Annotated in this window: 8 protein-coding genes; 5 read left to right on the top strand and 3 right to left on the bottom strand. The window is 50.1% G+C overall.

Annotated features, from left to right (window positions below; translation table 11 throughout):
- The first annotated feature begins 7 nt into the window (after positions 1 to 7).
- From BMY16_RS07525 to BMY16_RS07515, 3 genes are all read left to right on the top strand, one after another.
- Positions 8 to 1,399: an MFS transporter gene (locus BMY16_RS07525; protein WP_091841337.1), complete on the top strand. Its 1,392-nt coding sequence runs from the start codon at positions 8 to 10 to the stop codon at positions 1,397 to 1,399.
- A gap of 90 nt (positions 1,400 to 1,489) precedes the next feature.
- Positions 1,490 to 4,030, top strand: coding sequence for an alpha-L-arabinofuranosidase C-terminal domain-containing protein (locus tag BMY16_RS07520; protein WP_091841335.1), 2,541 nt, complete (start codon positions 1,490 to 1,492; stop codon positions 4,028 to 4,030).
- A gap of 659 nt (positions 4,031 to 4,689) precedes the next feature.
- The gene (locus tag BMY16_RS07515; protein WP_091841333.1) at positions 4,690 to 6,306 is read left to right on the top strand and encodes a lipase family protein; all 1,617 of its coding nucleotides are present in this window, start codon (positions 4,690 to 4,692) and stop codon (positions 6,304 to 6,306) included.
- A gap of 235 nt (positions 6,307 to 6,541) precedes the next feature.
- Here BMY16_RS07515 and BMY16_RS07510 read toward each other — a convergent pair whose 3' ends face one another.
- Entirely contained in the window at positions 6,542 to 8,557 is a 2,016-nt protein-coding gene (locus tag BMY16_RS07510; RefSeq protein WP_091841331.1) for an alpha-L-arabinofuranosidase C-terminal domain-containing protein, read from the bottom strand.
- Between the two features lie 128 nt (positions 8,558 to 8,685).
- Positions 8,686 to 11,082: a glycoside hydrolase family 127 protein gene (locus BMY16_RS07505; protein WP_091841330.1), complete on the bottom strand. Its 2,397-nt coding sequence runs from the start codon at positions 11,080 to 11,082 to the stop codon at positions 8,686 to 8,688.
- 155 nt (positions 11,083 to 11,237) lie between these two features.
- Between BMY16_RS07505 and BMY16_RS07500 the strand changes: the two genes are divergently transcribed.
- On the top strand, positions 11,238 to 11,579 hold the full coding sequence (locus tag BMY16_RS07500; protein WP_091841328.1) for an MGMT family protein: 342 nt from the start codon (positions 11,238 to 11,240) through the stop codon (positions 11,577 to 11,579).
- A gap of 92 nt (positions 11,580 to 11,671) precedes the next feature.
- The gene (locus BMY16_RS07495) at positions 11,672 to 12,724 is read left to right on the top strand and encodes an alpha/beta hydrolase (RefSeq protein ID WP_091841327.1); all 1,053 of its coding nucleotides are present in this window, start codon (positions 11,672 to 11,674) and stop codon (positions 12,722 to 12,724) included.
- A gap of 44 nt (positions 12,725 to 12,768) precedes the next feature.
- On the opposite strand, the gene BMY16_RS07490 is transcribed toward BMY16_RS07495, so the two are convergent.
- Entirely contained in the window at positions 12,769 to 14,034 is a 1,266-nt protein-coding gene (locus BMY16_RS07490; RefSeq protein WP_091841325.1) for an alpha/beta hydrolase, read from the bottom strand.
- Positions 14,035 to 14,206: the final 172 nt, after the last annotated feature.

Genomic DNA, 14,206 nt, shown 5'->3' with positions numbered 1-14,206 from the left:
TACAATTATGTCAACAAACGAAAACAAAGGCTTTTATAAGCTCTCTTGGCTCCAGCGTATCGGCTTTGGTTCCGGTGACCTGGCGCAGAACCTGATTTTCCAGACTACATGTATGTATCTGCTGTTTTTCTACACCGACATCTATGGACTCGATGCCGTTGATGTTTCCGTGATGTTTACAGTAGGTAATGTGGCAAACGTGATTTGGGACCCCATCGTAGGTGCCCTGATTGACAAGAACAATCCTAAGTTAGGAAAGTATCGTGCATACTTGGTTTTTGTAGGTATACCACTTACGGGCTTTGCCATCCTCTGCTTCTGGAACGGCTTTGCTCCGTCACTGCTCTACGCTTACATCACGTACATCGCCATGACGCTGCTTTATACCTTTATCAATGTACCTTACGGTGCCCTGAACTCTTCACTCACCCGTGATACCGATGAGATTACCATCCTGACCTCTGTCCGTATGTTCATGGCTAACTGTGGTGGTCTGGCCGTAGGTTCTGGTCTTCCCCTGTTGATCGCCTATTTCACTGATCAGGAGGCTGAGGGACTGCCGAAGGATCCTGCTGCCTGGTTTACCACAATGACCATCTACGCCCTTGTAGGTCTGGCCCTGCTGTTCTTCTGCTTCAGCCAGTGTAAAGAGCGCGTGGTGATGGATGCCAGCGAGGCTGCCAACGTGAAGATCAGCGACCTGTGGATGGAGTTCTTCCACAACCGTCCGCTGCGTATCATCGCCTTCTTCTTCATTACCGCCTTTGCCATGATGTCAATTGGTAATGCTGCAGGTGCCTATTTCATCAATAGTAACATGCACGGCTCACCCGACCAGTTGTCAATCTTCATGGGCCTTGGTTCAGCACCTTCGTTCATCTTCATGCCCCTTGTTCCTATGATCAAGAAGATGGTGGGTAAGAAGAATATGTTCTATATCTTCCTCGGCATCGCCATTATCGGTATGGGATTCCTGTATGTAGCGGCTAAGATGGAAGAGCCCAGCATGACGATTGTCTACATCGCTCAGTTCGTGAAGTCTACTGGTGTGATTGTTGCCACAGGTTACATGTGGGCACTGGTGCCTGAGGTCATCTCTTACGGTGAGTATGTCAGCGGCAAGCGCATCGCAGGTATCGTAAACGCCTTGACGGGTATCTTCTTCAAGGCCGGTATGACTTTGGGCAGTGTGGTGGCTCCCGCTATCCTGGCTTACGTATCTTACAATCCCGAGGTGATTGAGCAGACTCCAGAGGCTCAGGAGGGTATCCTCTGGCTCGTATGTGTCATCCCTGCAGCCCTGTTGCTCCTCGCTATGTTCATCATCTCGAAGTATGAACTTACTGACGAGGTGATAGATGACATTAACAAGAAGATTGAGGCTCGCGCCAAAGAGTAATCCTCTTCTGATAAAGAAAATAAGCCGAAAGTTTTGATGCTTTCGGCTTTTTTCGTATCTTTGCCCCATAAATTACTAAAAACAATCATTATGGGAAAACTTATACGTTTTGGAATGGGTTTGCTTCTGCTGATAGCAGGGGTTGAGGTATACGCACAAGACACCAAGCAGGTGTTTCTCTATTGCCCTGGAGAGAGAGCTGGCTTGCATATCGCACAGCAATCTGGCAATGGTTGGCAGGACTTAGGACAGCTCTGCTCATCTGACTATGGTACATGGGGAGTAGAGAAGCGGATGTACCATCCTTCTGTGACTCGTGCCCAGGATGGTACATGGCGATTGGTGTTCCAGATTAACGACAGAAGTCCGATGTTTGCTGCTGCCTACAGCAAGGACCTCGTTTCCTGGAGACCACAGGATTATCCTATGATGACCACCCGCCAGTGCTTGAAACCCGTTATCTTTGCCAACGATAATGGCACCTTCGACATCTATTATCAGACGAAGGGTGGCGACAAGCGCTGGGTATCGGCTTCCAATGATTTCCGTCAGTTCTCGAAGGACGAGAAAAGCCTCATAGATCAAGCAGCATGGATTCGCGATACGGCCACTGTTGCCGGGACTTTGCAGGAAGGTTGCAAATTCGAGCTCTCTGCCAGTGAACTGAAGACCATCGTCAGCCATTTCGAGCAACAGGCTGCTGATAGGGAAAAGAGTCAGGAGCGGATGTATGAGGATGCCAAGAACCCCTTCTATCGTATGCCCGTCAAAGCCACATTAGTGGTAACTAATGAAGAGAAGCCTATCAGCGACAAGCTCATTGGCATCTTCTTCGAGGATATCAGCTATGCGGCTGATGGTGGACTCTATGCCGAGCTTATCCAGAACCGCGATTTTGAGTATCTGCCCAAAGACCATCGTGGTTGGAAAGCCACGACAGGGTGGAGCAGTAGCAAACCCATCAATGTGGTGCAGGTTGATCCGCTGAGCAAGAACAATCCACGTTATGCCGTATTGGGCAACGACACCATCTTTAACGATGGTTGGGATGGTATCGCCATCAAGGCAGGCGAGAAGTATGACTTCTCCATGTTCGTACGTAACTATAATGATAAGAAGAACTTCCTCATCCAGCTCGTCGACAGCAATGGAGTGGTCCTCGCCAAGACTACACTAAAGACTGAGGGCAAGGACTGGAAACAGTACGAGGCAGTGTTAACGGCCAGTAAGACCTGCGATAAGACGCGCCTTGCTGTCATCGGCCTCAAGGAGGCTAAGGCTGGCATCGATATGGTAAGCCTCTTCCCACAAGAAACCTTCATGCATCGCAAGAACGGCCTGCGTAAGGATCTGGCAGAGACCATCGCTGCCATGAAACCCAAGTTCATGCGCTTCCCTGGTGGTTGCATGAGCCATGGACAGGGCTTGGAGAATATCTACCATTGGAACCATACCGTAGGTCCCTTGCAGGATCGTAAGCCCGATTTCAATATCTGGGGTTATCATCAGACACGAGGACTCGGCTTCTTCGAGTACTTCCAGTTCTGTGAGGATATCGGAGCAGAGCCTCTGCCCGTACTCGCTGCAGGTGTGCCTTGTCAGAACTCCAACAACAACCGCAATGGCATTGGTGGTCAGCAGGGTGGTATCCCGATGGACCAGATGCCTGCCTATATCCAGGAGCTGCTCGATATGATCGATTGGGCCAATGGCGACCCCGCCACCTCGAAATGGGCCAAGATGCGTGCTGACGCAGGCCATCCCAAGCCCTTCAACCTGAAGTATATCGGCATTGGCAACGAGGATATCATCTCCACCGTCTTCGAGGAGCGTTACGAGATGATCTGCAAGGCCATCCGCGAGAAATACCCCGACATCAAGATCTGTGGCACTGTAGGCCCCTTTCACTCTCCCAGTGCCGACTATCTGGAGGGTTGGGACTTTGCGAAGAAGCATCCCGATCTGCAGTATATGGTCGATGAGCACTATTATGAGTCTACGGGCTGGTTCATGCACCATCGCGATTACTACGACTCTTACGACAGGAAGGGCCCGAAGGTCTACCTAGGTGAGTATGCTGCCTCTACCAATGTCAAGCGCCCCAACGTGGAGACAGCCCTTGCTGAGGCTCTCTATCTGACGGATGTGGAGCGTAATGGCGACGTTGTCGAGATGACCTCCTATGCTCCCATGCTCGCTAAGGATGGCCACCACAATTGGGATCCCGACATGATCTACTTCTCCAATACAGAGGTGCGTCCCACGCCTGCCTATGAGGTTCAGCGCCTCTTCTCCGTCTATGGCGGCGACCGCTATGTCACCACTAAGCTGATGATAGAGCCTCTAGAGATGCCTGGCGCCACGCAAAAGAACCTGCCCGATGTGAGCTATCGCCTTGGTGCCAGTCTGGTGCGCGACTCGAAGACAGGCCATCGGTATCTGAAGCTCGTGAATGCCATGCCCGATCCGCTTGTGTTGAAAATAAACGGCCTTTCCCTCCCCGAAGGTGCCAAAGCCGAAACCTTCTGCGGCAAGCCCAAGGACCAGCAGGTAGAACTCAAGTCCCTCTCCCTCAGTGGCTCCCAGCTTACCTTGCCCCCATACTCCTTCACAGCCATTCAGGTAGAATGATACTAATAACGAGACTGTCCGCTACGGGATTACTGGGAGTTTGCTTACGAGTTTCTCTGAGTTCCCAACGTGGGAACTCTGGGTTTACTCCCTGTAAACGGACAGTTTGCTACCCTATAAATAAGAATAAAACGCCTCAAACACCCCACACCCCACCCAAATCTCTCGGAAGCCCTCTGTTTACTAGGGTTTGAGCGTGGTGGGGTGTTTACCAACACCCCACCAAGACTACACCAACACCCCACCCTGAGACTAATCAATTTGTCTGGATCGTTGAAAACCCTACTAACGTGTGCTGACTCAGGAGGCATTAAATAGTATCCTTGTAAAAGTTGCCTAGTTGGTGGGGTGTTGGTGGAGTGTTGGTGGAGTGTTAGGTGGAGTGTTTGAGAACACCCAACCCTGCTCAACCCCTAATATATAAAGGGCTTCCGAGAGATTTGGGTGGGGTGTGGGGGTGTTTGAGTTTTTTTGTGAACAATAATATCGGATTGCGACAGATTTCAGGGTCTCTCCTGAGGTCTGTCGCATTCTCGTATGCCAGTCGCAATAACCTCAAATGAAAAACGGGAAAAAGTTTGGAAAGTGCCTGAAAAACGTCTTATCTTTGCACCGAGTTAGAAAATGAAGTAATAATAAGATGTAAAAAAGAAGAAGTTATGAAGACAATTAAGAAATCAGTGATTATCATTATCAGCAGCATTTTTGCTGCAGTAAGTTTCACAGCATGTACAGCAGACGACGAGATCGTTGAGCAGACCCCTACCTTTACAAATAATAATAAGGAGTACCCCGTATCGGATGTCAAGGTAACGGCATCAGGTATCATGAAAGTTGAGGCAAATAAGAAAAACCTCACCCGTGGCAACGTCGGTGAGTTTAATCCCGAGGATATCAAAATAAGTCAGGTCTCAGAGTCAGAGGCCAAGATGATGCTCCAGAACGGTGACGGCAAGAGCACCGGCCAAATGTACCAGTGGGTAACGCTGAACTATCGTTGCAATACCGCCGACGGTACTCAGAAGGACCTTTCGGAACTTGTGGTATTTCCCTATCTCAATCTTGTAGTTTATGAAACGAACCCCACTGCCAACCAGTTGGTCATCGGCTGCCACAGCACCATCACCAGCAATGCCCAGTGCCCCTCCAACTTCAGCAATCTGCCTACTTTGGGCGAGATCAATATGCTGGCCCTGTTTGCCAACGTATTAAGCCAGAAAGCACTGGTTGTCGTTCCCGACTACGAGGGTTATGGTTCTACCGCCAGCATCCCCCATCCTTACTGCAACCGCGAGCTCACTGCCGAGCAGGTGGTAACAGGTGCGAAGGCTGCCCTGAGCTATTATGAGAAAAATGTGACAAAGATGGACCCCAACTGGTCTTCAGTAGCCATCGGCTATTCACAGGGAGGTGCTGTAGCAGCAGGCGTGTTGCGCTACTGTCAGAAGCATGGTGAGACCTCACTCCGCCTGAAGGGTGCCGTATGCGGTGACGGTCCTTATGATCCCCTGGCCACGTTGAAGCGCTATATCGCGATGGATAAGCTTTATATGCCCGTAGCTCCCGCCTTGCTGCTGAAGGGCGCTGTCGACACCGACCCCGACATGATAGCCCTTGGCTGCAAATGTGAGGACTTCGTGACCGATAAATTCTACCAGACAGGTATCTTTCAGATGATTCAGGCCAAGGATAAGACAACCGACGATATTCAGGCCGCACTGCTCAAGCATTCATTCGAAAATGGTGATGAAGGTGGCTTCATGATGAGAGCCCAGTCAAACGACGGTTTCCTTCCCTACACCAAGAATAACGCCACTGACTCAAAGGGCAAGAAGCGCAGCTTCGAACTTGAGAACGGCAAGGGCTACAACTACTGCACCGTAGATCAGTGCCTCAAGCCCGAGGTCATCGAATACTTCCGCAATGGTACCATCTCCGGTGACGTTCCTGAGGCCAAGTTGAAGGCTCTTGAGAATGCTATGGCCAAGAATGCGCTGACAGCTGGCGACTTCACACCGGGCAAGGGCTTCACCTTCTTCCACTCTATTGGTGACGAGGTAGTGCCTTACTGCAACTTCGAGAGTGTTCGCAATACCTGGGGTGTTAACAGCATCGTGGCCCTTACATACCAGTCGAACACCACGCTGCACGTAGCTACCGGCACTTCATTCTATGCAGTGTACTGTGGTAGCCTGGTGGACGAGATTCTCAAAGACAACTGGGGTGCCCGCGAAGAGACCGTTGGCGGCGGCTTGTGGAAGGGTTACGCTATGTAAATCAACAAAAAGCCCCGTCTTGTTAGGCGGGGCTCCTTGTTTAGTTCTATAGTTCTATTACATTTTATCAGTCCTTTATAGGCCTGCATTTGGAGAATTCTCGAGTCGGGCTCCCATTTCAAGGAAAGCTGCCCAACTTACCGAGCCTGGAATTTGAAGGTTCATAATTAGGGTTGATATGTAAAATTGGTTAACAGGTGATGCCCCCCCACCGATGGGGGATCATTCTTTCATATTAGAGTTGATACTGCAGCATCACGAACGAGTAGGGGGCGATGTCGAGGCTGAATTTCTTCTGGGCCTTGACTTGCTCCTTCTGTGGAGCGATGGGCTGAGCATCAAAGTTGTTCTCATCGTTAGGATTGCCAGCAAGCACCGTCTTAGTGGCCACCTTCTTCACACCGAAGCGCGAGAGGTTGATGTTGGCCTTCTTGGCCTCAGCACTGGCGTTACAAATCTTCACAAATAGCTGACGGGTCTTAGTGTTCAGAATGACGCTCTGACCGTAGTGTACATTCTCCATGGGCTGGACAGCATCGGGGGTGTCGCCCTCAAACTTCACACAATCACCATAATAATAGTTACCACTCGATTGTCCGAAGAGCTGTTGCACATAATAGCTGCAGGTAAGGAATGGACGCTCATTGTCATAGTAGATGAGGTCGGGATTCCACTGGGTACCGTTCTTGCGGGCAAAAAGAGGAGCATAGGATGTCATGGCTACCACATCAGCATTGCGCTCAACATGAAGCAGATAGAGACCTTCAGCAAGGGCGTCGATTAACTTCTTGTCCTTAGCGGCATATTCACCTAAGTAGACCTTGGTCTTGGCATCGCGAGGATAGTTGTCATACTGGCGCTTGTTTAAGAAGAACTCGTTCTGCTCGTAGTAGTGCTCGTCAAGAATGGGCATGGCGAGTTCGTTGGCCAGTTTCCAGCCTGCTTCATAGTCAGGATTGCCTGCATGAGAGCCTGGGCCAGCAGTTCCTACGATGACAATCTCAGGATGAGCCTTCGTCACGCGTTCATAGATATATTTGAAACGCTCGATGAACTCTGGAGAGATCTTCTCCTCGTTACCAATACCAATATACTTCAGGTTGAAGGGCTTGGGATGACCAGCTTCGGCACGCATCTTGGCCCACTTGTTGGTGGCAGGGTCGCCATTAGCCCATTCAATGAGGTCAATCACTTCGTCAACCCACTCGTCCATCTCGCTCATGGGCACCACGTCCTGAGCTTGTGTAGGCCACATGTTCCAACCGCCATTAGCACCCTGACAGCTCACACCTGCAGGCAGAATGGGTACGGGCTCCATGCCAAGGTCTTCGCAGAACTGGAAGTACTCGAAATAACCCAGAGCCACACTCTGGTGATAGCCCCATGTGTTCTTCAGCTGGCGGCGTGTCTCCTTTGGACCAATGGTGGTCTTCCAACGATAGGTGTTCCAGAAGCCGTCGCCACCACCATGTACTACACAGCCACCGGGGAAGCGCATAAACTTAGGATGCAGATCGGCCAGTGCCTGGGCCAGGTCCTTGCGAATTCCGTGTCCCATATAGGTATCCTCTGGCATCAGTGAGATTACGTCGACATCTAAATCACCAGGGTTCAGAACGAGCATCTGGAGAGAAGCCTTCTGACAAGTAGAATCGGGTGTCAGCACAGCCTCATATTTCTTCCAGCCATTATCCTTTACATCGATGATAGCTTCTGCCAAGAGCTTGGGATCCTTGGGAGGCCATCCTGGCTGTTGTTCAACGAGCACCACGCGTACCTGCTTGGCGTCACCAATATTACGGAAGAAGGCAGAGAAGTCATATTTCTCACCAGCCTTCACAGAGATGCCGTCGAAACCATCGTTCTGCAGGCCGAATCCCTTCCAGCCGCGATAGTCGAAATACTCCTTGACACGCTCGATGTGGAGGCGCATATAATTGGCGTTATTGGGATGTACAGGATTGTCCATGCGGGTCTCAATCCATCCAGTGGAGTGTCCTGGGCGGATCATCTTCCAAGCGGTACCTGCTCCCCAACCGTCGCGTTCAACGGGTGAGAATTCAAAGGAGCCGTTTTGTACCAGTTCGGCGTTGAGACCACCGTCGGCAGAATTGTTGATATCCTCAAAGAAAATACCAATCAGCTCGTCGCTGATAGCCTTTCCACCAGCTGGGGCGGTCATCGGCTTCTGGGCATTGAGACTTGCTGTCGCTGCCATCAAGAGGGCAGCAAGAGTTGTTAGTCTATTCATAAGTTTTGTTTAATTAATTTAAGTTGCGGGCAAAGTTACGAATAATAACTTAAACAACCGCATTATTTCGACGAAAAAATAATAAATAACATATTTAAAGAATTACGCAGTTGATTCTTGATACAAAATTACTCACCCTGTATAAGTCTCACTTCGTATATCTCGCCGACCTGCTTCTTGGGTTTGGCCACGAACTTCACGCGTACTTGTTTCTTGCCTTTCAGCGCATCAGCTGGTACAGGATAGGTCTCGTAGATGAACTTCGATATGCGGTATTTGCCTGTGTTGTTAACTGATGTCACCAACACATCATCGACGAAGATATCAAACTCGTGGCTCTTCCACTCACCAACGCCCCAGTACTTCAGGCGGAGGCTGAGGTTAGTCTTTCCACCTGTCTGCATCAGGTAGCTGAAGTAATGACCGTTGCTGGCATCGCGATAGAACACATCGTTGGAGTTGCCTACGAACGAGTCATCAGTCTCCATGAAGTGGTCGCTCTCAGGCTGCTGCTCACCAGGCTGCACCTTATCGACGGTGCGGTCTTCGAGTGCCTGACGCTCCTGCTCCTGCTTGGCAAGATTGTCGAGATAACCCTTGTAGCTGTCCTCCGAGAGGGCGAGCCAGTACATCATGTAACGGGCGTCGTGGAGATCGAAGAACGGCATCAGCTCATTGCGTATCTCGTTAACCATCTTGGTAGTGATGGTGAAGTGGAGGGGCTTGCCTTCGACAGGCACTAGCTGGTTGGCGATATCCTCGATATTATTATTAATAAGGATAGGCGCCTGGTCTGTAGGCAGCTTCTTACCTGTGGCGAGCTGTCCGAAACGGCTGTCATCGGCAATGAGATGTGCCAGGTCTTCCGTACCCGTCTTCATGGCGAGCATCACGGGGCCGTGCATCAGAGCGATATACTGCGGCAGGTTCGGCAAATACTTCACATAACTGTACATCGGGAAGGTCATCTCGACGATGTCACCCTTCTTCCACTGACGGTCGATGCTGACATACGATGAGGGACCTGTGACGATGCTCACGGGTTGTCCATTCACCTTAACGCAGAACTGCCCCTGCTTCACCCATCCCGGGTAGCGCACATTGAGTGCAAACTTGCCCTTACCCTCAGCAATGGTGATTTTGCTGGTCTCTGCATAGGGGAAGTCGGTCTCTTGACGGATCGTGACACCTTTCGCCTTCCAATTCAGTTTAGAGGCCACAAAGAGGTTCACATAGAGGGCTTCGCCCACATGGGTATAGATAAACTGACCGTACTTACCGTGATTCTCCATACCTGTGCCTACACAGCACCACATGGCCTCGTTGGGAGCAGAATAGTTGCGGTAATGGCGGGGACGAGCCGACGTGAAATACACATAGCCACCATGTTCAGGATGCTGGGTGGAAAGGATATGATTGAAGGTGGCCAACTCGAAGAAGTCGGCATAACGTGCCTCTGGATTGCGGCGATGCAGATCCTCCGTAAGCTTCAGCATGTTGTTGGTGTTACAGCTCTCAGGGCCATCGATGTCTGTCACGAAGTCCTGGCAAGCCTCCTTGCTGGGGAAGTGCTCGCGACGGCTGTTACCTCCGAAGGCCAGTGAGCGCTCACCTGTGACGATATCCCAGAAGTAAGCACCAGCGGTATGATAAGCCTCATCGCCAGCCAGTTCGGCGATACGCTCAAAACCAACCACCTTAGGCACCTGTGTGTTGGCATGCATATTGTCCAGACAGTCGCGACGCTGCATCAACGGGTTGAGCAGACGACGATGGGAGAAACGGCGAGCCACATCAAGATATTTTTGTTCGCCAGTGATAGCATAGGCATCAGCCAGCACCTCGTTCATGCCGCCGTGCTCTGTATCGAGCGCACGTTCCATCTGGGCATCCGAAAGACCCGCCGTCAGGTCGATGGCCCAGTCGCAGAAACCAAGGAAAAGCGCCTTTGCCTGTTCGTTGCCGCAATACACCCACGCATCGCGCAGGCCTGCGTACATCTTATGAAGATTATAGAAAGGCACCCACGCCCCTGAATAGGGTCCGAAGTCGCCCTTCTTGAAGGCTGACCAGATACGATCGCTGCCAGGCACACCGCCCACATAGCCCTTACCCCACTCCGGGTGGTTCTTGGCGTTAGCATCGGCACAGGCTTGCAGTTCACTGATCCAATAGTCGAGACGCTGTTGACACTCCTTACTGCCTGTAGCGGCATTGATAGCCAAGGCCGTCAGGTAGTGGCCACCCACGTGACCATCCAGTCCGTCCCAGTTGGGATATGACTTTCCCTTAGGTGTTAGTCCTGCCTCCTTGAGATAAGGTGCCAGCAGACGGTCGTTGTCATATTTCATCAGCACACTGATGTTCAGGTCGCGGGCCTTCTTCAGCGGTCCGTCGAGTAAGGTGACATCCCCTAAGGGGAACTCATCGGCATACAGCCGATCCTGTGCTTGGGCTGTACCTGCGAAGAGGAGCCCCAACACGACAAATAAGCAATTCAATCCAAAAGTCTTAGTGCTATTCATATACCTAAAATGTTGCTATCGAATAATTTTTTGGCAAAATTACAAAAAAAATTTGAATCCATTGATAATTATCAAATAAAATGGGTTAATTTGTATTATTTCGTTCAATTTATGCTAACTTTGTGGCCGTAAAATAAGCAATATGTATCAAGGTAATGAAAGATTATCCAGACAAGATGACACCAAAGCAGGTGCGTACGTTTCGTGATGATGTGCTGAACATCGTCAGTCAGATTCCTTGCGGTTATGTAACAACTTATGGTCGTATCGCTGCTTTAGCGGGATGGCCTAGTCATGCGAGGATGGTTGGTCGAACGCTGCGATATACACCTGGGGCAGAATTATTGCCTTGCCACCGTGTAGTAAATAATGAAGGGCGCACAGCCCCAGGATGGAGCCGTCAGCGCACCTTATTAGAATCAGAGGGTGTCGCTTTCAAGCCAAACGGCCATGTAGATATGCAGCGACATCTTTGGGAACCACCCTTATCAGAATAATCTGAGATCATGATAAAAAAGAAGAGCTTAAAGTTTGGAGGATAATGATAAATGTTGTATCTTTGCAATCGTATTAATAAATCAAAACCATTATGAAGAAATTATTGATGACAGCGATGTTGTTCGCTGCAAGTGTGGGGCTGATGAAAGCCCAGACAGTTCAAAGACAAGTAGTAGAAGAAGGCGGTACAGGTCCTTTTAAATCGGAAGTGGTGGGTGATGCCTCCTGTCCTGGCTTCACGGTGTATCGTCCTCAGAACCTGAAAGAGGTGGTTGCGCAAAAGGGATCGCTGCCCGTAATTGTCTATGCTAACGGTGCTTGTTTCAACAACAACGTGGAGATGCGACTATTGCTGAGTGAGGTGGCTTCCTATGGTTATGTAGCAGCCGCCATCGGTCCCTATGATGAGGCCGACGTAATGGCACAATGGCGTGGCGTGCTGAAGTCTGCCTATCCTGAAACCAAGGGTGAGGTCATCATGGCCAATGGTGAGAAGATACTACCACTGACTGTCGAAGAAAAGAAAGCCCGTGAGGAGCAGCAAGCCAAACAGCGTGAACAGGCTCTCAAAAATGCAAAGAAGGGCAAGAAGCAACCTGCAGCCCCTGTCTTCAGTACCTATCCTAAGATGTTGCTGGAGGTACTTGATTGGCTTACAGAACAGAATGCAACCTCTGGATCTGAATACTACCATTGTCTGGATCTTGACCATGTGGCTGCGATGGGGCAGTCGTGTGGTGGTGCCCAGGTGTTAGGTGTGGCTTATGATCCCCGTATCAAGACATGCGTGATGCTGAACACAGGTATCGGTGATATGGAAATGATGGGTGCAACGAAAGAGAACTTGAAGAACCTTCACCAACCGATGTTTTATATGATTGGTGGCCCTGCTGATATCGCCTATGCCAATGCCCAGAAAGACTATGAGCGCATTGCCGACAATATCCCCGTGGTGATGCTGAATTCCAAGGACGGTCATAGCGGCACCTATTATGAGAAGTATGGTGGTAATTATGCCAAGGCCGTTATCAAGTGGCTCGATTGGCAGTTGAAAGGTCGGGTGGGACAATCAGCCCTCTTCCTCGATGATGAGTATCTGAAGATGAAGTTCCCTGAGTGGCAGGGTGTTCGTAAGAATTTCTAAGACAGAATAATCCCCAACCAACTGGCTGGGGATTATTTATGTTTTTATTTGAATAGTAACTGTGCGAACTGATAGAGACTTCTGCGCCAAGTCTGCCATTCGTGAGCCGTCTCTGGTGAGATATAGCTATGGGCGTTGATGCCGATAGCCTTCATGCCCTCAGCAGCCTTGCCAACGCTGTTTTCTCCTTCGGCCATACCTGTCTCCTTGCCGCCGGCACTCATAAAGAGCACCTTGTTGGTTTTCTTGAAGTCAGGTACATCTGTCAACTCTTCAGCACCAATAGTGCCACCGCTGAAAATACCTACATAGGCAAATGTGGTGGGGTTGTTAAGCGTGATGCCATGTGTCTGCATACCACCCATCGAGAGACCTGCCATCGCACGATGTTCGCTGTCGGCTATCACGCGGTAGTTCTTCTCCACCATAGGGATGATATCCTTAATCAGCACTTCCTCAAAGGCCCCACCCATACGACGAGCCATCTTGGCAAAGTCGGCGCCACTCATGCGGGGACGCTGGCCTTGAGCACCACCCTGTGGACGAGGACCTCCTTGAGGAGCACCCTGAGGACGGGCGCCACCAGGACGAGGACCACCAAAGCCCATGGGCTGCTCACCAGGACGACGCGCGTTCAATCCGTTATCCATGAAGATGATGAAAGGTACGGCCTTACCCTCTGCAATCAGATTATCCATGATGATGCCAGTCTTACCCTGGGCACTCCATCCTGTCTCGTTCTCACCCATGCCGTGCTGCAGATATAAGACGGGGAACTTCTTATCAGGATTTGCGTAATATTCTGCAGGCAGATAGATGTAGCCATGACGCATGGATTCTGTTACCGATGACCAGTAGTACACTTCATTGATAGAGCCCTGCGGCACGTTCTTAACAGTGTAGAAGTCCTCGTCGGCGGCAGGCACGTCGATACCGCTACCCCAACGGCTGGCACCATAATAATACTTGCTGCCCGGATCGGGAACAGAAGCACCGTCGATGTTAAGCTGATAATAGTGGAATCCTTCGTCCTGAGGAGCAGATGTGCCAGTCCACACACCATTCTCGTCCTTGGTCATCGCATAAATCTTACCTGCAATGTCAAGTCCTACGAAAGAGGCCTGAGGTGCTGTAATCTGTGCACGAACCATGCGTTGTGAGTTTACCATTGGGAACTGCTTGTTGTCTTGATTGGTTGATGCAGGCTTGAAGTCTTCAACCACATTTTCAGTTACAGAAGGAACCGTGGGGTTCTGAGCCACTGCTGTGAGGCTCGCAAGAGCCATCAACGAAAGAATAATTTTTTTCATAAGTTTTAAGTTTGGTTGTTACTTTTACACTTTACTTTTTCATTCTGACGTTTCAATATCAAAAAAGTAAAAAAGCCTCATGCCATTGTTAGGGAAGATTAACATTTTCGGAAAATCTCCAATCTATTTGGTATTTCGCTCACTTATTCATAACTTTGACCTTTGTCGAAGT

This window comes from Prevotella sp. ne3005 (assembly GCF_900110085.1).
Taxonomy (GTDB): domain Bacteria; phylum Bacteroidota; class Bacteroidia; order Bacteroidales; family Bacteroidaceae; genus Prevotella.
Note: the sequence above shows the minus strand (reverse complement) of the source record. Positions and strands in the feature narration are given on the sequence as shown.